The organism is Collinsella sp. LCP19S3_F2, from assembly GCF_052121015.1.
In the GTDB taxonomy this organism is placed as follows: domain Bacteria; phylum Actinomycetota; class Coriobacteriia; order Coriobacteriales; family Coriobacteriaceae; genus Collinsella.
This window is the reverse complement of record NZ_JBQKFA010000002.1, coordinates 216,177-241,678: the sequence shown is the minus strand read 5'-3', so window position 1 is coordinate 241,678 and position 25,502 is coordinate 216,177. Positions and strand designations below refer to the sequence as shown.

Below are 25,502 nucleotides of genomic sequence, written 5' to 3'. Positions count from 1 at the left end.
TCAATCCAACCGCGTGCTACACCGTTAGCGGCGCCGGCTCATGCGGCTCGCCGTTCAACTCAACGATGACCTGCGTTCCCACGCCCTCCTGGGACTTCACGCGCATGCCAGAATCTTCTCCGTAAAAGAAATGGATGCGCTGAAGCACGTTGAAGAGCGCCAAGCCGCAGCCTCGCTTGACGGAGCCGTCGGCGGTAATGCTTTCGGGCTCCTCTCGGCGATGCTGCTCAAACAGATGCGCGCAGACTTCTTCGCTCATACCGATGCCGTCATCTTCGACGATGATCTCCAAGCCGTCATCGGTCTCAAAAGCCCTAACACGAATGGAAAGCGGCTCGGTCTCGCGCTGCGCATGCTTGATACAGTTTTCGAGCAGCGGCTGCAAGATAAACGGCGGCACCAGGCTGTCGCGCACCTCAAAGTCGATGTCGACCGAAACGCGCAGACGGCCGTCGCCATACCGGGCCTGCATAAGATTGATATAACGCGTGCCCTGTTCCACCTCGTGCTCGAGCGTGGTGAGCGTATCGGAGTCAGAAAGCGTCTGACGATAGTAGTTGGAAAAGTCGATCAGCAGCGATCGTGCCTTGTCGGGCTCGGTTCGAACGAGCGAAACGATCGTGCTAATGGTATTGAATAGAAAATGCGGATCGACCTGCGACTGCAGAGCGCGGAGCTCAACGCGGGCCGTGAGCTCATCTTGGCGCTCGAGCTCAAAGCTGGCGAGCTGCGTGGAAATGAGATCGGCGAAACCCGAGGCAAGCGCCGTCTGGCGCATATCGATGCTGCTCAGGCGTGGGTAATACAGCTCGAGTGTGCCCACGCAATGACCACGCACGCTAAGCGGCGCGACAATACCGGCACGCAGACGGGAAAAATAGCCGCCCGTCTCATTGGAGGCATCACGCGAAAACACGCTCTGCTCGCCCGTCTCAATCACGTTGAGCGTGGTCTTGAGCACTACCGGGGTTCCGGCAGGGCACTTTGCCGAGTCCTCGCCCCAGCTTGCCAGCACCTGCCTGCCGTCAGTAAAGCAGATGGCAGAAGCGATGGTCTCGGACAGGATAATTTTAGAGGCACCCAGGGCCGCTTCGGGCGTAAGGCCGCGCGACGTGTAGGCAAATATTTTTGATGCGATGGCGAGCGTGCGGTCGGTTGCGCTCGATGTGAGGTCATCGGGGACCACAAAGACATACGAGAAGAAGAAGCACAGCATGACCAGGCCGGCAATAACGACAACGCCTGGAACGGGATTGGGATTATCGGTTAAATCCCAGATAAGCAGCAAGATAAGCGCCGGAACGACAACACCGAGTAGGATGGCCTGAACCACATGCTGGGCCGTACGAAAGACCTTGGTAGAGTTGTAACTCTTGCCCAGATTCAGCCTGTTTAAATCCACCGTCATCCCCTCTTGTCCGTAGTACCGATAGCAATAAAGAGGGCCGCAAGCGACCCTCTCCATTGCATTATGCAATCAAAAACTGTGTTTTACATCCAGCCATCGACAAACGGTAGCTTAGGCGCTGTACTTGTTTGGCTCGCCGAAGGTGCCGGCCTCGACAATCCAGCCGTCCTTCATGATGACGTCCATGTTGTCGGTGTTGAGCACGTGGATGTCGGCGGCGACGTCACCGTTGACGACCAGCAGGTCGGCGCACTTGCCGGCCTCGATGGAACCGGTCTCGTCCTCGATGTGGCACATCTTGGCACCGTTGAGGGTGGCGCAGGTGATGGTCTCGACCGGGGTGAAGCCGATCTTGTCGACGAACTCGTACATCTCCTCGATGGAGCAGGTGCCGTACGGGGTGACGAAGGAGAAGGAGTCGGAGCCGATCGTCATGACGACGCCGCGCTTCTTGGCCTCGCGCAGGCAGTCATAGTTGCGCTGCAGCTCCTTCTCGACCAGGGTACCCTCGTACTTGTCGTGCAGCTCGGGGACGTAGACGGGAGGATAGGTGGCGTACCAGGTGGGCAGGAAGGCGATCGTCGGGGTGAAGAAGGTGCCCTGCTCGGCCATAAGGTCCATGGTGCGCTCATCGATATCGAAGCCGTGAATCAGCTGCTCGCAGCCAAAGCGAACGGAATCGTAGGCGGCGGCGTGGTTGTTGTAGCAGTGGCTCCACACGGGGATACCGACCATCTTGGCCTCTTCGACCACGGCCTGGATCTCCTCGGAGCAATAGTGCTGGTCGCGACCGGAGTCCCAGCGCCAGATGCCGCCACCGGTAGCCCAGATCTTGATGGCATCGGGGTTCTCGCGCAGGCGACGACGGACGGCCTTGCGCAGATCCCAAGGACCGTCGACCTGGTCGCCCCAGGGATGGGATTCCTTGTTGAGCTCCTGGGTGCAGTGGTGGGAGTCACCGTGACCGGCAACACGGCAGAAGCCGAGGCCGGTGGCCAGAACGCGCGGACCCTTAAAGACGCCCTTGTCGATGCAGTCGCGAATCTGGATACCAAAGCGGCCGATCTCGCAGACGGTGGTGAGGCCGTGGGTGAGGCAGTCGTAGGCCTGCTTGACGGCGACGGCCTGCTTCTCGAGGAGCGGCTGCATGACCCAATCGGTGTCATCGTCGGTCAGGTTGCCCGAGAAGTGCAGGTGGGTGTCGATCAGGCCGGGAAGGACAGTCTTGCCGGCGGCGTCGATAACCTCAACGCCCTCGGGAAGGTCCTGCATAACACCGGCGTACTCGATCTTGCCGTTATCGTCGACGAGAACGAGGGAGTTCTCGACCGGCTCGGCACCGGTACCGTCGATGAGCTTGCCGCCAACGATTGCATACTTAGTGGACATGGTTCCTCCTTATGGATCCATATAGTGGGTGAGGCCGTGTTGGGTTAAGGCCTCACAAAGCTACCCAAGTGATGCCGGGTTCGGTACGCGGGAGAGAGGGCACCGCGCACCCAATCCGCCCCGGCTCGGCGTTACTTTTTACGGGAATTGGTGAAAGCCATGAGAGCCAGGCCAATAGCCAACCAGCCGATCACGATGCTCCACTCCACCATGTTGAGGGAGGCGGGAGAGAACGGAATCACGAGCAGGCCGATGATGATGGCGCAGGCAGCGATGGCGAGGCTGATGCCAAACTTGCCGCCGGGCACCTCGTAGGGACGAGGTAGGTCGGGCTCGGTGAAGCGCATGCGCAGGCAGGCAAGAGCGACCATGCCGCAAGAGAAGATGAAGGCGAGAGCCGACACATTGGTCAGAGGGATGAGCATGTTCTTGCCCAGGAACGGACCGACGACGGTGATGATGGCCAGAACGACGCAGGCGAGCTTGGGAGCGCCGGAATTGGGATCGACCTCGGCAAACTTCTCGGGCAGCTGGCCCTTGCGGCCCATGGCGAGCATAATGCGGCTCGTGGCGCCGTAGAAGGAGTTCATCGGGCCCATGGGTCCAAGCGTGGCGATGACGAGCATGGCCAGGTACAGGAGCATGTTGATGCCCTTAAGACAGGCAAGCGCGGGAACCGGGCTCTTAACAAACTCATGCCAGTCAAGGATAGTGCCGAACGAGTAAATGCAGACCATGTAGAAGCCGCCGGCGGCCAGCAGGGCCAGGGAGATGATCTTGCCGAACTTGTTCCAGTTAAGGCCCTCGGCTGCTTCCTCAGCCTGCTGAGGAATGGTGTCGAAACCGGCGTAGAAGAATGGGGTCAGAACCAGGACCGACACGATACCGGCGAACAGGCTGGTGCCCTCGGTGGCGGCCTTACCGCCGCCAGCACCGGCGACCTGGGAGAACACAGGCATGGCGTTGTTCGGCGAGCCGGTGAACAGCGAGACGCCCATGGCGAGTAGCATGCCGCAGAGCAGGGCCTTGGTCAGGAAGGCTTGGAGCTTGGCGGCCGAGCTGGCACCGCGGAAATTGAGGAAGATGACGTAGACTGCAAAGCCGAGCGCGATCAGCGTCGGGAACAGGTAAACGTCGGCGCCCAGGATGGTGTACAGCTTGATGGCGCGCAGCCACTCAAGACCGGGCAGGCTACCGAACATCTCGGACACGAGAGTCGAAATGGCAATGGCCTCCCACGGGCACAGGATGCCGTTGCCCAGGGCCAGGAGCCAACCGGTAATGTAGCTCAGTGTACGGCCAAAGCTACGATCGACATACTCGACGATGCCGCCCGAGATGGGGATAGCAGCCGTAAGCTCACCGAAAACAGCTCCGACGGGCACGAGGAAGATTGCACCCAAGAGGAATGCGATCATAGCGGGAACGGGACCGCCGCCCACGACCATCCAGTCGCCGACCTGCAGAACCCAACCGGTACCGATGATGGCACCGAAACCGATGGTGAAGAAGTTCCAGAGCGAAAGCGTTTTCTTCATGCCGCCGGTATCCTCGACTGCAACTTCTGCGTTCTTGTCCGCCATTGTTCCCCTCCTTTCCTTTCTGACGCCCCTTGGCGTCACCCCTTGCACGGCCTGTTTTGCCGCGCACTTTTTATTTCATGGCTTTAAGATACGGCCTTGGCACAGCAACGCCACTCGCAGCTCGACCGAAGGCAGAACTGCAAAACGAGCGGCGCCGTTTTTGGGACGAACGGCGAGGGGCGCCACTCGGTGCGGGCGTCCGTTTTGATGACGCGACTCAATCGCTCGCGGAGGGCGTCGCTTTATGACGCCAGGCTCGCTCCCGTCCATGCCGCTTACCGAGGTTTTGGTGTATGTCCTCATTTGCTGCACGTCTTTTTTGTAGGATGGACGGGTTATACATGAGACGAGGCGGTGCAAATGGCATACGAATACAACGGCGGCGAACGACAGCGAAACGTTCGCCTTGCCGGGCGTACCACGCCAGCATCCAGGAGTGTTTTTGACAACGACGGGCCGCAGCGTCCGCAGGATCGCCCCTCGTCGTCTATGCTGCAGAATACCAGCACGCGTCAGGCGGATCGCCCACGCTCGGGCACCCGTCAACGCCGGGCCGAAGTGCCTCGGCGGCAGAAAATCGATCGGCGAAAGTCTGACAATCACATCAGCCGTTTCTTTTCGAAGCCCCGCGGCGGACGCGGCGCAAAGCAGCCACGGCCGCTGGGACGCGGCCAGGCCGCCAATCCGCAGATTCATCGTCTCTGTCTTGCCCTGTGCTCCATCATGGCATGTCTGGCATTTGTGTATCTGGGGTCGTGTGCCTCGCATGGCTCTGCCGGCCTAGAGCCCACCGCCGAGGAAAAGCTCCTCAAAGCCCCAGTCGCACCCGGCTACTCGTTTGCTTTTTCGACCCCACGTTCGCAGTGGAGTGCCGGCACCATGCCGCATATTTACCAGATCGACCCCGCATGGTCGGAGCTGCCCTACGCCGGCGGAACTATCCGCCAAAACGGCTGCGGACCCACCTGCCTCACCATGATCTACATCTTTAAAACGGGGCGCACCGATATGACGCCGGTCGATATGTGCGCCCTTTCCGAGGCGGGCAACTATGCCCCCACCGGTGCCACCGAGTGGTCGTTTATGACGAGCGGCGCCGCGCAGCTGGGGCTTAACGGGACGCAGCTCTACAACGACCGAGACTCGATGGCCCAGGCCTTGCGCTCGGGTGCTCCCGTAATCGCCGTCGTGCGTCCCGGCATGTTTACCAACGTGGGTCATTACATCGTCCTCTACGGCATTGACGACGCCGACCGAATCGGTGTCTACGATCCCAATTCGCCCAGCCGTAGCGCCCGCCGTTGGGGCATCGTAGAAGTCCTCAACGAAATCGAAACCATGTGGGCCTACTACTAGTCATTGGGGACAGACTTAAATGGCCAATACTAGTCATTGGGGACAGACTTAAATGACCAGCCATTAAATGACTAGCCACTGGGGACGGTCTTTGCAGACGACCGCTCGCGCTGCCGAAAAGGACTGTCCCAAGATGCCGGCAGAAAAGGAACGTCCCCAAGTGCCGGGTTTCCGCGGTCTTCAGCGCTTCTCATGAACAGTCACCTCAATAGCAAAAGCCCCGCAGTCGGAGCGGACTGCGGGGCTCATGAAGAGAGGCTAGTTTGTGGGCGCTTTGCCTGGCGCCCACAAGAGAGGCAACAGAGTAGAGGCTACTCGTGGATGCGGGTACCGGAGAGGCCGGCCATGGTCTCGGCGGCCTTGTCCAGGGCGCCGATAATGCAGGTGCGGCCCTTGCGGGAACGGGCGAACTTGATGGCAGCGCGGACCTTGGGCTCCATGGAACCCTTACCGAACTGGCCCTCGTCGGCCAGGCGCTCGGCCTCGTCGGCGGTGAGGTCCTCGAGCTCCTCCTGGTTGGGCTTGCCAAAGTTGATGGCGACATGCTCAACGGCGGTCAGCAGGAACAGAACGTCGGCGTCGCAGTCCTCGGCCAGCAGCTCGCCGCCCAGGTCCTTGTCGATGACGGCGGGAACGCCCTTGTAGCAACCCTTGTTCTCGTAGTCGCGGACGACGGGAATGCCGCCGCCACCGCAGGCGATGACGATGAACTCGTTGTCGAGCAGGTTGAGGATGGAGTCGGCCTCGACGATCTTCTTGGGATCGGGGGAGGCGACGACGCGGCGCCAGCCGCGGCCGGAATCCTCGACGAAGACCTTGGAGGGATCCTCGGCCATGAACTCCTTGGCCTGCTCCTCGGTGTAGAAGGGGCCGATCGGCTTGGTCGGGTTCTTGAACGCAGGATCATCCGGGTCGCACTCGATCTGGGTGACGACGGTGGCGGCGTGCCAACGCTTATAGCGCTTGTGCATCTCGCGGCCGATGCCCTGCTGCAGGTGATAACCAATGTAGCCCTGGGACATGGCGCCGCACTCGGGCAGCGGCATCTCGGGGGTGCCGATGGCGTCGTGGGCGGCGGCGAAGGCATTCTGGATCATGCCGACCTGCGGGCCGTTGCCGTGGGTGATGATGATCTCGTTACCCTGCTCGATGAGGCCGAGGAGTGCGTGGGCGGTGTTGCTCACGGCCTCGATCTGCTCGACGGGGTTGTTGCCGAGGGCGTTGCCGCCAAGGGCGACGACAATACGATCGGGCTTGCCAAGAGGCTTAGACATTGCTGGAATCCTTTCTGTAAAAGGCCTACATCCCATTAATAACCCACGTTCGTGCAATACGCGAGTTTATTAAGGTTTATATTCTCTTTATCGCTCATTTTATTCATTTTGAAAACAGTTGAACGGTGAACGGTCGTTTTTACCCGTTCAGCGTAAAGATGCCCAGCTCAAGCATATCTAAGCTATTTACGTGCGACTTTATTTTGATATAGCAGGGATTAGACCAGATTATGCAAACTATATCTTTGCTAAACACAAAACAGACAGCGCAATATCTTACTCGCACTATACGAGATTCTATACATTTTTAAGACGAGTATGCAGCCCAACAAAAACATGGGGCTTTTCATCCAGCATAAGGAATATAGACGAGCTCCAAAAAGCAACCAGCCCCAAAGCACGGGGACAGAAGGCAACAACAGCTAAAACCTCCATCCATCCCCAAAGTGGCGCGACTTTCGCGGCAAAGCCGCGAAACAGCGAAGGGGACAAAAGGCCCCCTCAGCCACGTCCTTCATTCAGCCCCACAATCCGAGGACGTAGTCGTAGCAGGATCTGAGGGCTAACCTTCGCGGACATTCCGCAGGACGAAAGAACCCCCGCCGCACGTAGTGCGCAGCGGGGGTTCTTTCATGTCCGAGGACGTCCGCGAAGGTTAGCCCTCAGATCCTGCGGTGGGAGACCTAGGCCTCGTTGTACACCGTCTTGAGCTTCAGCAGGTGAGCGTAGCGGTCCATAGCGGCCTGCTCGTTCTCCTTGAAGAGCTCCTCGGCGCGCTCGGGGAAGGAACGCGTCAGCGAAGCGTAACGGGCCTCGTTCATCAGGAACTCCTGATAGCCGCCCGCGGGCTCCTTGGAATCGAGCGAGAACTTCTTGCCGGCAGCAGCCTCGGGGTTGAAGCGGAAGAGGTTCCAGTAACCGCACTCGACAGCCTTCTTCATCTCGGCCTGGCAGTTCTGCATGCCGCCCTTCTTGATGGAGTGCATCTCGCAGGGGCTGTAGCCGATGATGAGGGACGGGCCGTCGTAGGCCTCGGCCTCGTGGATGGCCTTGAGAGTCTGAGCCGGGTTAGCGCCCATGGCGACCTGCGCCACGTAGACGTAACCATAGCTCATAGCGATCTCGGCCAGAGACTTCTTCTTGGTCACCTTACCGGCAGCGGCGAACTGAGCAACCTGGCCCAGGTTCGAAGCCTTGGAGGCCTGTCCGCCGGTGTTGGAGTAGACCTCGGTGTCGAAGACGAAGACGTTGACGTTGTGGCCAGAAGCCAGGACGTGGTCCAGACCACCGAAGCCGATGTCGTAGGCCCAACCGTCGCCACCGAAGATCCAGAAGGACTTCTTGGTGAGGTAAGCCTTGTCGGCGAGGATCGCCTTGGAAGCGTCGCAGCCGCACTTCTCGAGCTCGGCAACGTAGGCGGCGGCAGCAGTCTTGGAGGCCTCGGCGTCGTTGACGGAGTCGATCCAAGCCTGACCGGCGGCCTTGAGCTCGTCAGACGGACCGTCAGCGGCGATGAGCTCCTGGGTGGCGGCGATCAGCTTATTCTGGACGGCCTCGTAACCGATGGCCATGCCCAGACCGTGCTCAGCATTGTCCTCGAACAGGGAGTTGTTCCACGCCGGGCCGTGACCGTCCTTGTCCTTGCAGTAAGGAGCGGTGGCAGCGGGGTTGCCCCAAATGGAGGAGCAGCCGGTGGCGTTGGAGATGAACATGCGGTCGCCGGCGACCTGGGTCACCAGACGTGCATAAGCGGTCTCGGCGCAGCCGGCACAGGAGCCAGAGAACTCCAGGTAGGGCTGCTTAAACTGGCTGCCCTTGACGTTGGCCGCGATGAGCTCCTTCTTCTCGGAGACGTTCTTGACCATGTAGTCCCAAACGGGCTGCTGATCCATCTCCTGCTCGGTGGGAACCATCTCGAGGGCGCCCTTGGGGCAGACCTTGGCGCAGTTGGTGCAGCCCATGCAGTCGAGCGGGGACACAGCCATGGTGAACTTCATGCCCTTGGCCTTGGGACCCATGGCGTCGAGCGTACGGGTAGCCTCGGGCGCGGCGGCAGCCTCGTCCTCGGTCATCGCGAACGGACGGATGGTGGCATGCGGGCACACATAGGCGCACTGGTTGCACTGGATGCACTTGGTCTCGTCCCAGTGAGGAACGACCACGGCGACGCCGCGCTTCTCGTATGCGGAGGCGCCCAGCTCAAACTGACCGTCGGCACAATCGACAAAGGCAGAAACGGGCAGGCTGTCGCCATCCATGCGATCGATGGGCTCGAGCAGGTTCTTGACCTGCTGGGCGATAGCGGACTTGGTCTCCTCGGAAAGCTCGACAGGAGCGGCGTCCTCGGCGGTAGCCCAGTCGGCCGGAACCTCGAACTTACGGAAGGCGGTAGCGCCGGCATCGATGGCCTTGTGGTTGGCGTCGACGATGGCCTGGCCCTTCTTCATGTAGGACTTGGTAGCCGCGTCCTTCATGTACTGCAGGGCGTCCTCGGCGGGCAGGACCTTGGCCAGCGCGAAGAAGGCGGACTGGAGCACCGTGTTGGTGCGCTTGCCCATGCCAACCTTGGCGGCCAGGTCGATCGCGTCGATCAGGTAGACGTTGACGTTGTTGTTCGCGATGTAGCGCTTGGCCACGGCGGACATGTGCTCGGCGAACTCCTCGTCGCTCCACTGGCAGTTGACCAGGAAGGTGCCGCCAGGCTTGACGTCGCGGACCATCTTGAAGCCCTTGACGATGTAGCTGGGGTTGTGGCAAGCGACAAAGTCGGCCTTGGTCACGTAGTACGGCGAGCGGATCGGGGAATCACCAAAGCGCAGGTGCGAGACGGTAACGCCGCCGGTCTTCTTGGAGTCGTACTGGAAGTAGGCCTGAACGTACTTGTCGGTGTGGTCGCCGATGATCTTAATCGAGTTCTTGTTGGCGCCGACGGTACCGTCGCCACCCAGACCCCAGAACTTGCACTCGATGGTGCCGGGAGCTGCGGTGTTGGGCGCATCCTCGGCCTCGGGCAGGCTCAGGTTGGTCACGTCATCGACAATGCCGATGGTGAACTCGCGCTTGGGCTCGTCCTTCTTGAGCTCCTCGAAGACGGCAAACGCGGACGCGGGAGGCGTGTCCTTGCTGCCCAGGCCGTAACGGCCGCCGACGACCTTGATACCCGTCTTGCCGGCCTCGTAGAGAGCGGAGACGACGTCCTGGTAGAGCGGCTCGCCGATGGAACCCGGCTCCTTGGTGCGGTCCATGACGGCGATCTTCTGGACGGTCTCGGGGAGAACGTCCACGAAGTGCTTGATGGAGAACGGACGGAACAGGCGAACCTTGACCAGGCCGACCTTCTCACCGTGAGCGTTGAGGTAGTCGATGACTTCCTCGAGCACGTCGCAGAAGGAGCCCATGCACACGACGACGCGATCGGCATCGGGAGCGCCGTAGTAGTTGAACAGGCCGTAATCGGTGCCGAGCTTCTCGTTGATCTTCTTCATGTAGCCTTCGACGACGGCAGGGAGCTCGTCGTAGACCTTATTGCAGGCCTCGCGGTTCTGGAAGAAGATGTCGCCGTTCTCATGGCTGCCGCGGGTGTGCGGGTGCTCAGGGTTGAGCGCGTGATCGCGGAAAGCCTGGACGGCGTCCATGTCGCACATCTCGGCAAGATCCTTGTAGTCCCACATGGCGACCTTCTGGATCTCGTGGCTGGTGCGGAAGCCGTCGAAGAAGTTGAGGAACGGGGTCTTACCCTCGATGGCGGCAAGGTGAGCCACCGGCGAGAGGTCCATGACCTCCTGGACGTTGCCCTCGGCGAGCATGGCGAAACCGGTCTGGCGGCAGGCCATGACGTCGGAGTGATCGCCAAAGATGTTCAGGGCGTGGGAAGCGACGCAACGCGCGGAGACGTGGAAGACGCCCGGGAGCTGCTCGCCCGCGATCTTGTACATGTTCGGGATCATCAGGAGCAGTCCCTGAGAAGCCGTGTAGGTGGTGGTCAGAGCACCGGCGCCCAGCGAACCGTGAACGGTACCGGCTGCACCCGCCTCGGACTCCATCTCGACGACCTTGACCGGGGTGCCAAAGATGTTCTTGCGACCCTGGGCCGCCCACTGGTCGACATGGTCGGCCATCGGGCTGGACGGCGTAATGGGATAAATTCCCGCTACCTCGGTGTACGCATACGAAACATATGCGGCCGCCTCGTTGCCGTCCATAGACTTAAACTTACGCGCCATATACCCCTCTCCTCTCATATAGGTATACAGGCCCCGGCGATTACCGGGATGTTGGCGTGATGGGATTTTCGCTGTTGCTTCCAGTCATCTGACAGGCGGACTCAGCAGCAGGTACATGGCGTGGAGAGAAGGCATGCCGAGGCGAGGAGGGCTGCACGCGCTCCACAGGCCCAGCTACCCGTCTTGCACATGATCGAGCGCCGCAAAGGCCGCATGCCGGATGCTCCCGGGCACGCCCCGGTGATGGGAAGCGCCCGCAACGGAAATCCGCATGCGGGTTTATTGTACCCCGCCGTCAAGTGTAATTTCGACAAATATAGGCGGGCGGTAAAGGTTTACCCCGAGCGACCATCAAGGGCAAAAATAATCCTTCCGTCACCGAGAGACCAAATGGCAGCTGCGGTGAAATAGGAACTGTTTTTGCCGGCCGCAGCCTTAAACAGTCCCTATTTCACCGCAACTTATTTAGGAGATGAGTCAGAGGGCGCCGAGGAGGATGGCGTAGGTTGTGGATTCTCCGAGCCTGAGCTCGTCACCGGGGTTGAGTTGAGCGGAGCGGCCGGGCTCGACCTGGGTGCAGACGTTCGTCGCGCCGTTTACCACCACGGTTCCGTTGGTGGACGACAGGTCCTCGACGTACCAGACATTTTGGTCATCGCACCACACGTGGGCATGGCGAGCCGAAACGTCATCGCCCACATCGGTGATATCGCCCTCCCCCGTCGCCAGCGCGCCGATCTCGACGCCCTCCTCACTCGGCTGAATCCAGCGCGGGGCGCTCACCACGTAGCCGTTTTGCACGCGCAGCAGTCCCAACGGGTGCGCAGGCGCCGCCTCGTGCTCGCCCGTGACCGTCGAGGTGCTCAGCGAGCGCGGCGTCGACGTGGCGCCGCCACAGGTCGCATGAGCGTAGTCGAGGGCATAGGTCACCGACGAGCGGACATCTGCCGAGCAGCCCACGGCGACAAACAGCACCAGGATGGCCTCGGCGCGCTCGGCGGGCATGAGCTCAGCCGCCTGCGACAGGCGCTCGAGCGCATTGCGATAGAGATTCGTGTCCTGATGGCATTCCTCGAGTGCCCGCACCATGGGCTCGCCAGCGGGGCCGCACACCATGTTGGTCACGGCCGTGGCGTCCATGGGATTGCGGCGGCGCAGGGCCAGCTGCGACATAATGCGCGCGGCCGAGGTGCCGTAATCGGCAAAATAACGTTCCTGCAGCGTGCCGACCGGCGCGCGCACGATAAAGCGCGAAACCCAAGAGCGATCGGCAGCACGGCTCTGCGGACTACGGCCGTCGACGAGCGGGCGGCTCGAGAGCACCAGGCCGCACAGTTCGATATGGCTCAGGTGTGCTGCGCGCTTAAAGATGTCAAACATTGCCCCGCACGGGGTGAGCTCAGCTTGAGAAGCCATGGCTTAGCCCTCCTTGGTCGCAGAGATAGTGTCGGATACTTCGGCCGGCCCGCCAAAGGCGCGAGCAGCCGCGGCTCCGCCGGCAAGCGGCGTCGCCATGGAAATTTTCGCACGTCGCGCTGACACGACGGGAAGCTCAAAGGCAAACCCCATCGCCAGCAAAAACCACGTGAGCGCATAGGTTGCAATTAAGGCGGCAACGAAGCCGCTCGCTACGGCGCGTTGGGAAAACACGGTGCATGCAACCGCAATCAGCACCGGAACCTCGCAGGCAGAAAGCGCCAGTACGCCTTGCAGGAACCCCGTGCGACGATCGTGTGCCATGGCGCCGGCAGCGATGCCCACCATGCCCGGCGGTGCCAACGCCAGTGCGGCGATAATGGCCGGCAGCTTCCCGGACCACATAAGCGGTCCTACGACGAGCGTCACATGGGCGCCCGACGCCAACAGCGCAGCTGATACCACGACCACAGCCCAAAGCACGCCGCATACCGCCGTCGCACCAACCATCGCCGCACGCCGGGTCGTGTGCCCCGATACCTCCATCGGGCACGGCATGAGCGGCTCGGCGCGAAGCGAGCGGGCGACATTTTGCGCATAGTGGTCGCAAAATGCCGAGAGCGCCGCCTCCACCGCAGCCGGCTCGGGACGATCTTCCTGATGGCAGGACAGGCAGGCCATGACCACGTCGAACAACTGGGCATCGACAAACGCCAGCGCATCGCGCAGATCCTCGGAATTTGGATCGAGTCCCAGCTGCTGAGCCTGTTCGGCCGCGGCAAGTGCCACATCGGGCTCGCGTCGCAGCAGTTGCGTCAAGTCGCAGCCGGGCGCGTGGGCGCCAACGGGATAATCGGGCAGCGTATCCATCTTGAGGCGATAAGGGCTGGCGATATCGCACGTCTTTTTGCGCGAGCCCGAAGTACCCGACGCACCCGGCGCTACTTCGTACGGCGCGACACCGGCGATGAGCTCGTAGACCGTGCTCGCCGCTGCATACACATCGATTGCCGGCGACATGCGAAGCATGCGCAGGTCGGGGATATCGTCGGTGAGCATCTCGGGCGGGGCGTAGGCCACCGTCGCGCGGCGCAACGTGGCATAGCGCTCGGTAAACGACGCCTTGCCGCCGGTGCCGGCCACCGCAGAGGCGGGCTCGAGCGCCAGCGAAGAGCCAAAGTCGATCAAGCACAGGTCGAAGGTGCCTTCGGCAAGCTGTCGGTCGAGCGGCAGGCGCGCCGTGCGCACCATAATATTAGCGGGCGAGATATCGCGATGGACGAACCCCTCGCCTACCAAGCTCATGCGGCAGAGCAGATCGAACAGGTCGCGACCCAGGCGCGCCGCCAGGAGCGGCGACAGACGCCCGGCATCGTCCACGGCAAGGCGCGAGCGCAGGCGAGCGAGCGTCTCGCCCTCGACCCACTCCATGACAATCGCGGGCACGCCGTCAACCTCGCCCCATCCATACAGGCGGGGAAAGCCTCTAAGGCCCGAAAGGGCGCGATGGCATTCATATTCCTCGCGAAACGCCGCCTTGAACTTGGTGACCAGCGCCTCGTGGGCGACATCGTCATCAAATTCGTCGCGCGTTGGCAAGATGAGCTGCTTGAGTGCCACGGCCTCGCCCTGCGCGTTGACGGCACGCGTCACACGGCCGATACCGCCGCGGCGCATGGTGGCGTCATCGGCAAACAGCATCGTAAAACGGCGCAGGTAGGCGGGAAGCTCGTCCGGGCCCAGCGCAATGGCGGGCTCAAACCCTCCAACGCGCGCCAGGCGCAGGCCCACCATGGGGTCACGGCTGAGCGACTGGGTTGCCACAGAAGCAAGGCTATTCGTCATAGGGCGATCGCCGCCACTTTGGTATTGAAGTTGTTGAGCGCGACGTCGTCATCGCCATAATGCCCCACCCATTGGCACAGATTGGTGTAGCAACCCCATAGGTTGGCGTATTGCTGATACCACTTTGACTTGGGAGAAAACGTTTGCCGGCCAAACTCGGCACGGATGACAAACATATCGTTGGCCAGGCTGTCGCACGGTCCGGTATCGCCCGTAGCGTTATAGGTCGAAACCACGCTGTTGGCGCGGGCGACATAGCCATCGAGCATGTTGTATTTGGTCACGAGCCAGCTGTGAATACTCTCCTCCTCGGCAGCCGAGAGACCACCCGAGCCCGTGTCGCCGCCGGCACCGCCGTCCGTCGAGCCATCACTCGAAGATCCACCGCCAGAGGCGGAGCCCGAACCGGAACCGCCGCCCGACGAATCGGAGCTGGAGCCAGACGAACCCGAACCGCCGGGCTGGCCTGCCTGTTGGGCGTCCTGCCCCTTCTGCTGCTCGGCCTTATTGACGACAGAAGCCACACTGTTGTTGGAAAGCTTCGTAATGACCTTGGTGTTGGTGAGCACGATGGTCTTGCCGTTTGCCAGCGTAACCTCGTTGTCCGATGTTTCTGGACTGTCCGCATCGTCGCCACCGAACACAACATGCGAGACCACGCTCGCCCACGCATATCCGGTTGTCGTTCCCAAGTCGCTTTTGGCCTTGCGCCCAATATGCAGCTCGCGCTCAGCATGCGCCTGTACCATGGACGGCACCGTCATGCCATAAGCCGAAACACCGGCTATGACCAGTACAAGCGAGCAAGACAGCAGCACGTACGCCCGAGGCGCCAGGCCCAGCCGGCGTCGCATGCGCACCGCGGCGCCATGCTTTGTCTGAGTGCTAGCGGGCCGCATGCGTTCTCCTCCAACAAAAACACGCCGCTTAAAAGCGGCGCATTCTTTCATATCCACATTTGAGTGTATCAGCGAACCCAAAAGGTTGTGCAACGAATGGGCAAATACGAGGTGCGAGTGGACCCATCCACGCGATAAGCGGATGAAAAGCAGGTTTGTTGTACAACAAATGCATGAACGCGTGCCCAATTATGAGCGCCCCGTGCGGCAGGCCGACGGGACATGCCGCGGAGCTGACGCCGCCTAGATCGCACGACGGGCCTCGATAGCACGGCCGAGCGTAAGCTCGTCAGCATACTCCAGGTCGCCTCCCACGGGCAGGCCGCTCGCCAGACGCGACACCTCGACGCCCAGAGGCTTGATGGTGCGGGCAAGGTAGCTCGCCGTGGTCTCGCCCTCAATGTTGGGGTTGGTGGCGATAATGACCTCGTGGATGTCCTCGTGGCCCAAGCGCGCCAGCAACTCGCGGATGTGCAGCTGCTCGGGGCCGATCTTGTCCATGGGGCTGATCACGCCGCCCAGCACGTGGTAGAGGCCGTGGTAGCTGCCCGTGCGCTCAATCGCCTGGACATCGCGCGGCTCACCCACCACGCAGATGCGGGTGGTGTCGCGCATCGAGTCTTGGCAGATGGAGCACTCGTCAGCGGTGGCGTAATTAAAGCAGCGGCTGCAAAAATGCACTTCCTGCTTAACCTCTAGAATGGCCTCGGCCAGGCGGCGCGCCTCCTCGGCGTCGGCCTCGAGCAGGTAGTAGGCGATGCGCTGGGCCGATTTGGGGCCAATGCCCGGCAGACGGCCCAGCTCATCGAGCAGTTTTTGCAGACTATGGTTGGCACTCATATATGTGCGCGTCTTAGAACGGCATGCCCGGGATGTTGAGGCCGCCGGCGATGGCGCCCATCTGCTTGTTGGCGAGCTCGTTGACGCCGCGGACGGCCTCGTTGACGGCAGCCATAATCATGTCCTGCAGCATATCGACGTCCTCGGGATCGAGCGCATCGGGGTCGATGGTGAGGTTGACGAGCTCCATCTCGCCGTTAACGGTCACCTTGACCATGCCGCCGCCGGCAGAAGCGTCGACGGTCTGGGACTTGAGGTTCTCCTGCGCGGCGGCAAGCTGCTCCTGCATCTTGCGGGCCTGCTTCATCATCTGCTGCATGTTCATACCGGCCATGATGGCTCCTTTACGTGTGGTCGCGCGACAAGCTGCAAGGGCAGCCGGGCACGGCGGGACTTTCAAACTCAAAAATCGTACCACGGCGCGGGGCATACGAGCGGGGCGGTCGCGCTAACTCAGTCGATGTACATGTCCTCTAGCGTGACGCGCCGCCCAAGACTATGCAAGGTCGAATTATGCAAGGTCTCACAACTCGGCGTATATACCCGCCCGCATAGTTACTCCACCGGCTTGAAGATGGTGGACTGGCCAAAGACACTACGTATGAGGGCTTTGGCCTCGTCCTCGGTCTGCGGGATGCCCGGGGCTGCGCCCTGGTGACCGAAAGGACTGCCAGCACCGGGGCTGGACTCCCAAGGGGCAGCGAGGGCGTCGTCACTTGCAGGAGCGGACGTCGCAGCCGCGGGAGCTGCGGCCGAAGCGGCAGGGCTGGGCGCAGGCGCCGCGGCAGGCACGTCGAACGGAGGAAGATCTTCCCCGCTCGCATCGCCGGCGAAGCCGCCGACCACGGCGTCGTCGTAGGGTACCTGCTCGGATTCCCATGGCGCAGCCTGTACAGACGGCTGAATCTTGGGAGCAGACGCGCACTCGGACACTCGGGGCGCGGGCTCGGTCGGGAGCTTGCCCGTGGCAGGAGCACCGGCAGGGTTGTCGGAGCGCAGCCAAGGGGCCTTGGCCAGGTCGGATGACTTGGGTGCAGGCGCGGCAGCGGGCTTGGACGCGGGGATCGGAGCAGCCGGTTTGGACACGGCGGGTTCAGTCACCGACGGGATCGGTGCCGCTACCGGTGCCGCTTTTGGCTGCGTCGCGCTGGCGCTCAAGGATGCAGGGGCCGCCGAGGACACGGGTTGCGGGTCCGCAGATGCCGCAGCCCGTGCAGATGGAGAAAGCTCCTCATGTTGAGGAGCCGGCCTGACACCCCCATCCAGGACATAGTCGACGGTGCGACGACCGAAGACCGCACTGACTGTCGGCAAAAACACCGCCTGTGTATCAGCACGCCCGAGCATCTTGATAGCAAATGCCGTAGGGAACGAGACCGTGAGCTTAGAACCATCGTCTGCCGTAGCGCGAGCGTTCAACAGGAGTGCCGCATAAGAAGGTTGTTGGGCCTTGACGCGCTCGACGACCTCGACCCATTTGCGCTGGAGCTCGCCGGCATCCTCTACCGCAGGGGTCTCGGCGGCGCCGGCGGCAGCAACCTGAGCGGCAGTGTTGGGCTGGGGCTTAGGCGCCGGCGCAGCGGCAGGTACGGGAGCCGAAGCGGCGGTGGGCTGGGGCATCGGAGCCGGGGCAGGCTGAGGAGCAGGCGCAGCGGGCTTGGAAGCTGACACGGACGCAGGCTGCGTCGCCGGAGCGGCGGCACCGCGATCCCAAGGCATGCCGCCCTGGCACGCGGGCGTAGCAGTGGGAGCGGCGGATGCCACAGGGGCAGCAGCTCGGGCACCCGAGATCAGCGTCGGTTGTTGTGTCGCCACAGGTGCAGCCGCGACAGCCGCAGGCGCAGCACCAGCAGCAGCCACGCTCGCCGGCACCGCGGCGTTGGCGACCATGGCCTCCAAGCGTGCCACGCGCTCGGCCAGGGCCTCAATGGTCAGATCGGCCTCGGGACGTGCCAGGCGCGTGCAGGCGATCTCGAGCACCAGGCGCACGTCGCTCGCACCCCTCATCTCCAACGCGGCATCGTCGAGCACTGTCAGCACGCGGGCCAGACGGTCGGCCGGATGCCCGCCAAAGGCAGCGGCCTCGGCAGCAAGCGCCTCAGCCTGCTCGGCCCCGCCCTCAAACAGCTCGCCACGGGTACCGGCAACGCAGGCCACATACACGTCGCGCACGTGCGCCACCAGGTCGCGCGTCAGCTCAAGCAAGTCATTGCCCTCCTCGACCTGTGCGCGAATGAGCCCATAGAGTTCAGCAATATCACGCTCGGCGATGGCGCGGGCAAACTCGCCCAGGATCTGGTCCGAAACCTCGCCCAAAAGCGAGCGGGCATCGTCCGCATGCACGGCGCCGTTGCCAAAAACGCTCAGCTGCTCCAGCGTGGAAAGCGCGTCGCGCATGCCGCCCTTGGCATGGCGCGCCACGATGGCCAGCGCCTCGTCGTCGTAATCGAAGCCCTCCTGCTCGCACACGTAGGACAGACGATGCTCGATATCCTCGTTGCCGATGCGGTGGAAATCGAAGCGCTGGCAGCGCGAGAGGATAGTCTCCAGAATCTTTTGCGGATCGGTGGTGCACAACACAAAGATCACGTGCGCCGGCGGCTCCTCGAGCGTCTTGAGCAGCGCGTTAAACGCCGCCGTCGTGAGCATATGGACCTCGTCGATGATATAGATCTTGTACTTGCCACGCACCGGGGCAAAGTTAACGGAGTTGATGATCTCCTCGCGCACATTGTCCACGCCCGTACGGCTTGCGGCATCGAGCTCGTAGACATCGGGGTGGTTGCCCTCGGCGATGAGCTCGCACTCTTCGCAAGTGCCGTCGGGCATGCAGCCGCTTGCGCCCTCGGCGCGCGCCGCCTCGGCATTGCGGCATAGCAGCGCCTTGGCCAGAATGCGCGCCATGGTGGTCTTGCCCGTGCCGCGCGGTCCGCAGAACAGGTACGCGTGGGACAAGCGTCCCTCGGTGATGGCGTGCTCGAGCGTCGAGACGATATGCTGCTGGCCCACCACGGAGTCGAAGGTGAGCGGGCGATACTTTCGGTACAACGATTCCATGGGTGCTCCCCCGGGTATACTGAGTTTTGTTGCCGCGACGGCCATGCGGTCGCACGGCATACTGCACTCATAATAACCCGTACGGCGAGCCCGCCGCGATAGGAGTCCAAAGAGCATGGCAGACGCAGAGAGCAACCTCGTTCCCTCCGAAGCAGCCGACCAGGTCGAGGTCGCGCTCGAGAAACAGGCAGCAGCCGACGACGGCATCCTGTACCTCAACGAGTATCAGTACGAAAACGACCTCGTCACCGACTTCGCCCGCTTGGTCGCCTCGCCCAGGCGTCGCGGCTCGCTGTATGTCGCCGCGGCAATTGCCGCGCTGCTCGGCATCGGCATGTTGGTGGCCGGCGGCAACTGGATCAAGTTTGGCGTCGTCCTGATCGTGTTCGGCGCCTTTTTGGCCTGGTGGAGCAAAAACCTGCACCACACGCTCGCCCGCGACTTTATCGACGCCGTCGAGGCCGACAAGTCCATGGGCGGCCGCTATCGCCGCGTCGCCGCCAACGAGGACGGCTTGATGGTTTGGGGCAAGAGCGGCAAGTCGCAGTTCTTCCCGTTTGAGAAGCTCGACCACGTACTCGACGGCGAGCGCATCTTTGTTGCCATGTTCGCAGACCAGGGCGTGACGATCCCCAAGGACACCTTTGTTCGCGGCGACGCCGAGCAGTTTGGCTCCTTCCTTAAGGCGCGCATCAACAAAAAGCTCCGCATCGAGACCAAGAAGAAGAAAATGAAGGCCGAGAAGGCTGCAGCCGAGGCCAAGCAGGGAGACAAGGCAGACAAGCCCCAGGACAACAAGGGCAAGCAGTGCAAGCAGAAGAAGGGCAAGAAGAAGCGCTAAGGCCAAGTCAGACAGGCAGCCTCGCATCCCGCTATCCTCCCCATGCACCAGAGCGTGCTACACTAGCAGCATCTATGCCACCGCGAATGGCTCGGCCCCGCGCCCGCCGCTCGCAAACGAACTTTAAACGCACGAGGGTTGGCCATGCCGCTTTTCTCGCAACATACCGCCCGGTTCTCGCCGGACGTCCCTTTGGAGGGCACCAGCTCTCGCGAGCTGCTCAAGCGGTACCAGCCGCTCGAGACGCTTGCGACCGGCGGTTTTGGCTCCATCGAGATTTGCCGCGACACGCACCTGCGTCGTCGCGTGGCCATTAAGCGCATCCCTCTTATCAACGGCTCCGGCATACCCGCCAGCGACATCATGGATGTACTGCGCGAGGCACATACCGCCGCCATGCTTCAACATCCCAATATCGTGCAGGTTATCGACTTTACGCATGACACCGCCTATGCCTACCTGGTCATGGAGTATGTCGACGGCATGTCGCTGGCCGAGTTTTTGCATCGCGTGGACGGCCACTCGCTCACCTTTGACGAGGCAGCGACCATTGCCGACGCATTGGGTCAGGCGCTCACCTTTGCCCATGCAAACGGCGTGCTTCATCTGGACATAAAGCCCGCCAATGTGCTCATTGACCACTCGGGCAATGTAAAGCTCACCGACTTTGGCATGGCGCGGCTGTCATCTGCCGGCGGCTTTGGCGGATCGCGCGGCGGCACCATCGGCTACATGCCGCCCGAACAGCTCGATATCGAGACCGGCACGGTCGACGAGCGCGCCGATGTCTTTGCCCTTGCCTGCGTGATCTACGAGAGCCTGTGCGGCAGCGCCCCCTTTATGGCGGCAACGCCTGCCGACTCGCTCGACCGCATCATCGGCGGCGCCACCTACCCCAGCGAGCTGATCCCGCACTTTCCCCCGGGAGCCGAGGCAGCGCTCATGAGCGCCCTCTCCCCTATGCCGCAAGACCGCCCCGATAGCATCGAGGCATTCTGCGACCAACTCCTTGCCGGCTTGGGGAGCGTGCGCGAAGGCCGTCGCAGCTTGGAGCAGATGGTAAGCGAGCTTTCGGACGACGAGCACGCGGCAGACGATATGGAGTCGCCGCCTTACGAGGATAACGCCATCGAAGTCGACCCCGCGCTCGGTTGGGCGGGCACGCGCTGGAGCTGCGCGCGCGATTACACCATGCGCGGTATCTCGGCGCTAACGTGTGCAACCTTCAGCTTTTTGCTTATGCAGACAGCGGGCGTCGCGGCGCTTCCCGGGCTGGTCGCCGCGGCCATCGCTATTGGCGCGGCGGCAGGCTTGGCACCGCAGATCGGCTCGGCTATCTCGGCCGTGGGCTTTTTGGTGCTCATGGCCAACGCCACCATGCAGGCGCAGGGCATCCTGTCGATGCTGCCGGTCGCGGTCATTTTTGCCGCCGCCATGTCCGGATGGTGGATTGCCTGGGGACGCACCGAAGCGGCCGCGAGCGCGGCACTCACCTGCGCGCTTGCGCTAGGTTGTCTAACCGGCGACGCCATCCTTGCCGCCGGGGCCGCCGCGGGCTTCGCGGCGTTTTGGCTCGGCCCGGCAAGCGCCGCTGCCGCCACGGGTATAGGCGCGCTTTTTGCCCGCCTGGCCGCAGCTGCCCTCCCTACGGGAGGCGTGCTGGGGCTTGGCAATGTCGCCGCAGCGCTGGGCGACGCGTTCCTCTGGGCCGCCTTCGCACTGATTGCAGCAGCAGCCGCGGCAACGTCGCTGCTGCTCAATGCCCATGCCAAGCGCGCCGAGCAGGGGTCAAACCTCGCCGCCATCGTCGCAATTGCCGTCGCCGGTATCGGCTCGGCCGTATCGTTTTGTCTTGCACACCATATGGAAATTGCCAGCCTTGCGGGCACGGTCGTCGCCAAGGCGGCGGTTGCGGGAATCCTATCCTCTATAATCGTTGGGATATGCCTGTATTTGCTCGGATACCAAAGAACCTATACGGAGAGTGATCTTTCGTGAACTTCCTGAACATCTTCGAGGACCACGTGGCCGGCATCTTCGGTGCCACCCGTGCCCCGTTCTCCTTTAAGAAGCTTGCCAAGCAGGCTGCTCGCGACATGGAGGATCAAACTCTGGTGATCAACGGCGTCAACACCGCGCCGGCGCTCTATACCATCCTGATCGCCACCGATGACGATCCCATGCTTGCCCCGTTCTATCCCGAGCTTTCGCGCGAGGTGCGCGAGTTTGTGAAGGCGCAGGCCGAAAAACGCCGCTACGTCTTTGTCGGCGAGCCCCTTGTTCGCTTTATGATCGACCCTCAGCTGCGCGCCGGCAAGTTCTCGGTCTTTGCCGAGAACGTCGACGCTCCCACGCTCGGCCGTCTGTACGAGGAAGAGCGCGCCTATCAAAACGGCCTGGGACAGAACAGCTCGGCCACAAGCCGTGCCGCAAGCGCCCCCCGCGCCGGTCAGCAGCAGTTTGCATCGCCGCAGCAACACCCGGCCGCCATGCCCCAGCAGCAGCCGACACCCCGCGCTGCCACTCCCGACCCGCTCGCTGTGGCCGACCCCTTTGCACCCAATGTCCCCGATCCCGCAGCCCCCATCCCTGTGCCGCAAACCGTCTCGCGCGACGCACTTGCCGGTATGGGCGGAGCGGCTGCCACTGGCGCCGCCGTGGGCCTTGGCGCTGCGACCAGCATCGCCTCCAACATGGCAAGCCCCCGCGCCCCGCAGCGTCCGCTCGCCCAACTCGTCGACGTCGTGAGCGGCGAGAGCCACAACATCACCTCCGCGCAGGTGACCATCGGTCGTGAGCGCTCGGTATCCGACATCGCCCTGCGCGACCCCAACGTGTCGCGCCGTCATGCCCAGCTCACCTTTACCGGCTCTGACTGGTCGATCGAGGACCTCAACTCCACCAACGGCACGCTCGTCAACAACCGCCGCATCACGCGCTGCCCGCTGCGCAACGGCGATCTGCTAACGTTTGGCCTGAGCACCTTTGAATTTAGGGGTTAATCGCTTATGAACATCGATATCGTCCTTTTTGCAGGCCGCATCGTACTGGTCGTCCTGCTTTATATCTTCTTGTTCGCCGTCATGAAGACCGGCGTGGGGCTCGTGCGCGGCCAGCGCCGCGACTCTGCCATCTGGACGATCGATGTGGACAAGGGCCCGCGCGGCATCCGCGGTATTCACGTGGATATGCTTGGCCCCGTCATCGTCGGTCGTTCGCCGTCATCTGACATCTGCATCAACGAGCCGTTTGTCTCTGCCTCGCATGCGCGTTTTTCGCTGCAGGGCCCGGCACTTATTATCGAGGACCTCAACTCGCTCAACGGCACCCTTGTTAACGGCCGCCAGCTGGTGGAGCCCGCAACGCTGCGCGAGGGCGACGAAGTCCAGATTGGCGACGTGGTCATGAAGGTGAACCGTCGATGATCGACGAGGAGAACAAGTCCGCAACCATGTCCGAGGCACTGGCTGCCCCCGCGGCCGTGCCGGCTCATGCCGCCCCGGCGGGCCCTGCGCCCGTTGAGCCCGAGGACACCGTGTTCTCCCTGCCTCTTTCGCATGTAACGCAAGACCATCCGATGCCCATCGATGGCCAGGATGAAGATAATTCCACCGATGCCCCCATCGGCGCGCACGCCGTTGCCGATCAACCTTCGGCACCGGAAACTACACCTGCGCCGGCCCACTTTGCCGAGTCTGTCGCCGCGGCAATCGATGAGAGCGCCGCGGTGTTTTTGGCCCCCGAGCCCACGGCACCGGTGTTTCCCGTAGTTCCAGCACCCACCGCAGCGCCCGAGCCCGCATCTACACCGGCACCCGCGGCGGCATCCTCCCCCGCGGCCGCATCGGCGCCCGAGGCCGTTCAGCCTACGGCCGAAGAGATGCCCGTCACAGCGACGGAGGGCGCCTCTCAGCCCCACAGCACGCCCGCGCCCGCGCACTTCGCGGCACCCGAGCCCGCAGCCGTCGCCCCGCAAGACGAAGAGCCTGCCGACAACACAACCGAAGTGCCCGCCACGTCTAAAGTCGACGATCCGAGCAACGAGGCCAACGCCGTCTCGCCCGGCGACACGGCCGAGATTGATGTCGCCGCCGTGGAGGCCAAGCTCAAGGACCCTGGTTCGACCATGAGTTTTGAGCCGCTGGCCGACGAGCGCATCGAGACCGATTCGACCTACGATGCCGGCACCACCACGCAACTCATGTGGGGCGCCCGCTCCGATGTTGGCTGCGTGCGTCCGCACAACGAGGACTCCTACCTGGTACAGTCGCCGCTCTTTTGCGTGTGCGACGGCATGGGTGGTCACGCCGCCGGCGAGGTAGCCTCATCCATCGCGGTCGAGACCATCGCCAAGACGGCGCCACAGGCTGCCGACGCCGCGCGCCTAGCCGCAGCCGTCGAAGCTGCCAACGCCGCCGTCATCGAGGCCGCACTCAACGGCCTGGGCAAGCCCGGTATGGGCTGCACGGCGACCTGCGCCTATATCGAAAACGACATGCTCGCCATCGCCCACGTGGGCGACTCGCGCGCCTACCTGCTCCACGAGGGCACGCTCATCCGCGTGACCCGCGACCACTCCTATGTGGAGGAGCTCGTGGACGCTGGCGAAATTACGGCCGACGAGGCGCGCGTCCATCCCAACCGCTCGGTTATCACACGTGCACTGGGTTCGGACCCCGCCATGTATGCCGACCACTTTACCCTGCACATCGAAGAGGGCGACCGCCTGATCCTGTGCTCGGACGGCCTTTCGAGCATGATTCCCGATAGCGAAATCGAAAACATCGCCACGCAATCGTCTACGGCGCAGATTTGCGTCGATAACCTGGTGGACGCCGCGCTCGCTGCCGGCGGCCACGACAACGTGACGGTAGTCGTTGTGGACCTGGTCGACGACGGCGTCATGCGCGAGGCGAAGCGTGTTCGCCGCCGCAACGTCACCATTGCCGCCATCCTGGGCATCGCTTTTGTGCTGGCGGCAGCCATCTGGGCCTACGCGGGCGTCACCGGCTCGTATTACCTGGGCACCTACAAGGACACCGTCGCGGTCTACCGGGGCATTCCCGGCAAGCCGCTCGGCCTTAAGCTGCACTGGCTCGAGAGCACGACCGCCATCAAGCTATCCGACCTACCCGAAGACACGCAGAATCGTCTGAAAGCAGGCATTCCGCAAACGAGTGTTGACGACGCGCAGGACACTATCTCCAAGTACCGTCATCAAATCGATGAGGAACAGACCCGCCAGGTGATCGACGCGCAAACGATTCGCGACAACACCGACCAGGAATCGACTTCCAAATCGAATTCCGAAAAAACCGCCGAACAGTCCGCCGAGGCCGAAGCCTCCGATAAGAATTAGAAAGGGAGTGCC

Annotated in this window: 17 protein-coding genes; 6 read left to right on the top strand and 11 right to left on the bottom strand. The window is 62.5% G+C overall.

Annotated elements, in window-relative coordinates:
• Positions 1-16 precede the first annotated feature (16 nt).
• The 3 genes from ACTQX9_RS02680 to ACTQX9_RS02670 form a co-directional block, all read right to left on the bottom strand.
• The gene (locus tag ACTQX9_RS02680) at positions 17-1,402 is read right to left on the bottom strand and encodes a sensor histidine kinase (protein ID WP_441540412.1); all 1,386 of its coding nucleotides are present in this window, start codon (positions 1,400-1,402) and stop codon (positions 17-19) included.
• Between the two features lie 117 nt (positions 1,403-1,519).
• Positions 1,520-2,797 (bottom strand): metal-dependent hydrolase family protein, encoded by a 1,278-nt coding sequence (locus tag ACTQX9_RS02675; RefSeq protein ID WP_154518625.1) that lies wholly within the window; start codon positions 2,795-2,797, stop codon positions 1,520-1,522.
• 131 nt (positions 2,798-2,928) lie between these two features.
• Positions 2,929-4,380 (bottom strand): APC family permease, encoded by a 1,452-nt coding sequence (locus ACTQX9_RS02670; RefSeq protein ID WP_427728889.1) that lies wholly within the window; start codon positions 4,378-4,380, stop codon positions 2,929-2,931.
• A gap of 360 nt (positions 4,381-4,740) precedes the next feature.
• On the opposite strand from ACTQX9_RS02670, the gene ACTQX9_RS02665 reads away from it, so the two are divergent.
• Positions 4,741-5,736, top strand: a complete 996-nt coding sequence (locus tag ACTQX9_RS02665) for a C39 family peptidase (protein WP_441540411.1) — start codon at positions 4,741-4,743, stop codon at positions 5,734-5,736.
• 311 nt (positions 5,737-6,047) lie between these two features.
• On the opposite strand, the gene arcC is transcribed toward ACTQX9_RS02665, so the two are convergent.
• From arcC to dnaX, 8 genes are all read right to left on the bottom strand, one after another.
• Positions 6,048-7,010 carry a carbamate kinase gene (gene arcC / locus ACTQX9_RS02660; protein ID WP_006235166.1) on the bottom strand — a complete coding sequence of 321 codons (963 nt, stop codon included), beginning with the start codon at positions 7,008-7,010 and terminating at the stop codon, positions 6,048-6,050.
• Between the two features lie 683 nt (positions 7,011-7,693).
• Positions 7,694-11,233 carry a pyruvate:ferredoxin (flavodoxin) oxidoreductase gene (gene nifJ / locus ACTQX9_RS02655; protein WP_441540410.1) on the bottom strand — a complete coding sequence of 1,180 codons (3,540 nt, stop codon included), beginning with the start codon at positions 11,231-11,233 and terminating at the stop codon, positions 7,694-7,696.
• 477 nt (positions 11,234-11,710) lie between these two features.
• Positions 11,711-12,649: an FHA domain-containing protein gene (locus ACTQX9_RS02650; RefSeq protein WP_154518466.1), complete on the bottom strand. Its 939-nt coding sequence runs from the start codon at positions 12,647-12,649 to the stop codon at positions 11,711-11,713.
• Between the two features lie 3 nt (positions 12,650-12,652).
• The gene (locus ACTQX9_RS02645; RefSeq protein WP_441540409.1) at positions 12,653-14,494 is read right to left on the bottom strand and encodes a serine/threonine protein kinase; all 1,842 of its coding nucleotides are present in this window, start codon (positions 14,492-14,494) and stop codon (positions 12,653-12,655) included.
• Positions 14,491-15,393 (bottom strand): hypothetical protein, encoded by a 903-nt coding sequence (locus tag ACTQX9_RS02640; protein ID WP_441540408.1) that lies wholly within the window; start codon positions 15,391-15,393, stop codon positions 14,491-14,493. Before ACTQX9_RS02640 ends, ACTQX9_RS02645 begins: the two co-directional genes overlap by 4 nt.
• Before the next feature lie 243 nt (positions 15,394-15,636).
• A complete protein-coding gene (gene recR / locus ACTQX9_RS02635) occupies positions 15,637-16,233 on the bottom strand; it encodes a recombination mediator RecR (RefSeq protein ID WP_099432550.1) in 597 nt (198 codons plus the stop codon).
• A gap of 13 nt (positions 16,234-16,246) precedes the next feature.
• Complete coding sequence (locus tag ACTQX9_RS02630) at positions 16,247-16,567, bottom strand: YbaB/EbfC family nucleoid-associated protein (RefSeq protein ID WP_427719331.1); 321 nt, start codon at positions 16,565-16,567, stop codon at positions 16,247-16,249.
• Between the two features lie 221 nt (positions 16,568-16,788).
• Positions 16,789-19,290 carry a DNA polymerase III subunit gamma/tau gene (dnaX, locus tag ACTQX9_RS02625; RefSeq protein WP_441540407.1) on the bottom strand — a complete coding sequence of 834 codons (2,502 nt, stop codon included), beginning with the start codon at positions 19,288-19,290 and terminating at the stop codon, positions 16,789-16,791.
• 115 nt (positions 19,291-19,405) lie between these two features.
• On the opposite strand from dnaX, the gene ACTQX9_RS02620 reads away from it, so the two are divergent.
• The 5 genes from ACTQX9_RS02620 (at position 19,406) to ACTQX9_RS02600 (ending at position 25,490) form a co-directional block, all read left to right on the top strand.
• Positions 19,406-20,131, top strand: a complete 726-nt coding sequence (locus ACTQX9_RS02620; protein ID WP_427719328.1) for a hypothetical protein — start codon at positions 19,406-19,408, stop codon at positions 20,129-20,131.
• A gap of 144 nt (positions 20,132-20,275) precedes the next feature.
• Positions 20,276-22,129, top strand: a complete 1,854-nt coding sequence (locus tag ACTQX9_RS02615; protein WP_441540406.1) for a serine/threonine-protein kinase — start codon at positions 20,276-20,278, stop codon at positions 22,127-22,129.
• Positions 22,126-23,133, top strand: coding sequence for an FhaA domain-containing protein (locus tag ACTQX9_RS02610; RefSeq protein ID WP_427719325.1), 1,008 nt, complete (start codon positions 22,126-22,128; stop codon positions 23,131-23,133). The genes ACTQX9_RS02615 and ACTQX9_RS02610 overlap by 4 nt, the downstream gene beginning before the upstream one ends.
• A gap of 6 nt (positions 23,134-23,139) precedes the next feature.
• Entirely contained in the window at positions 23,140-23,556 is a 417-nt protein-coding gene (locus ACTQX9_RS02605; RefSeq protein ID WP_055250779.1) for an FHA domain-containing protein, read from the top strand.
• On the top strand, positions 23,553-25,490 hold the full coding sequence (locus ACTQX9_RS02600; RefSeq protein WP_441540405.1) for a Stp1/IreP family PP2C-type Ser/Thr phosphatase: 1,938 nt from the start codon (positions 23,553-23,555) through the stop codon (positions 25,488-25,490). The genes ACTQX9_RS02605 and ACTQX9_RS02600 overlap by 4 nt, the downstream gene beginning before the upstream one ends.
• The last annotated feature ends 12 nt before the right edge of the window (positions 25,491-25,502 follow it).

What these genes read in the sequence shown, in the direction of transcription:
- ACTQX9_RS02675 (WP_154518625.1), bottom strand. Translation starts at nt 2,797, where the DNA reads ATGTCCACTAAGTATGCAATCGTTGGCGGCAAGCTCATCGACGGTACC.
- ACTQX9_RS02670 (WP_427728889.1), bottom strand. Translation starts at nt 4,380, where the DNA reads ATGGCGGACAAGAACGCAGAAGTTGCAGTCGAGGATACCGGCGGCATG.
- ACTQX9_RS02665 (WP_441540411.1), top strand. Translation starts at nt 4,741, where the DNA reads ATGGCATACGAATACAACGGCGGCGAACGACAGCGAAACGTTCGCCTT.
- arcC (WP_006235166.1), bottom strand. Translation starts at nt 7,010, where the DNA reads ATGTCTAAGCCTCTTGGCAAGCCCGATCGTATTGTCGTCGCCCTTGGC.
- nifJ (WP_441540410.1), bottom strand. Translation starts at nt 11,233, where the DNA reads ATGGCGCGTAAGTTTAAGTCTATGGACGGCAACGAGGCGGCCGCATAT.
- ACTQX9_RS02650 (WP_154518466.1), bottom strand. Translation starts at nt 12,649, where the DNA reads ATGGCTTCTCAAGCTGAGCTCACCCCGTGCGGGGCAATGTTTGACATC.
- ACTQX9_RS02645 (WP_441540409.1), bottom strand. Translation starts at nt 14,494, where the DNA reads ATGACGAATAGCCTTGCTTCTGTGGCAACCCAGTCGCTCAGCCGTGAC.
- ACTQX9_RS02640 (WP_441540408.1), bottom strand. Translation starts at nt 15,393, where the DNA reads ATGCGGCCCGCTAGCACTCAGACAAAGCATGGCGCCGCGGTGCGCATG.
- recR (WP_099432550.1), bottom strand. Translation starts at nt 16,233, where the DNA reads ATGAGTGCCAACCATAGTCTGCAAAAACTGCTCGATGAGCTGGGCCGT.
- ACTQX9_RS02630 (WP_427719331.1), bottom strand. Translation starts at nt 16,567, where the DNA reads ATGGCCGGTATGAACATGCAGCAGATGATGAAGCAGGCCCGCAAGATG.
- dnaX (WP_441540407.1), bottom strand. Translation starts at nt 19,290, where the DNA reads ATGGAATCGTTGTACCGAAAGTATCGCCCGCTCACCTTCGACTCCGTG.
- ACTQX9_RS02620 (WP_427719328.1), top strand. Translation starts at nt 19,406, where the DNA reads ATGGCAGACGCAGAGAGCAACCTCGTTCCCTCCGAAGCAGCCGACCAG.
- ACTQX9_RS02615 (WP_441540406.1), top strand. Translation starts at nt 20,276, where the DNA reads ATGCCGCTTTTCTCGCAACATACCGCCCGGTTCTCGCCGGACGTCCCT.
- ACTQX9_RS02605 (WP_055250779.1), top strand. Translation starts at nt 23,140, where the DNA reads ATGAACATCGATATCGTCCTTTTTGCAGGCCGCATCGTACTGGTCGTC.
- ACTQX9_RS02600 (WP_441540405.1), top strand. Translation starts at nt 23,553, where the DNA reads ATGATCGACGAGGAGAACAAGTCCGCAACCATGTCCGAGGCACTGGCT.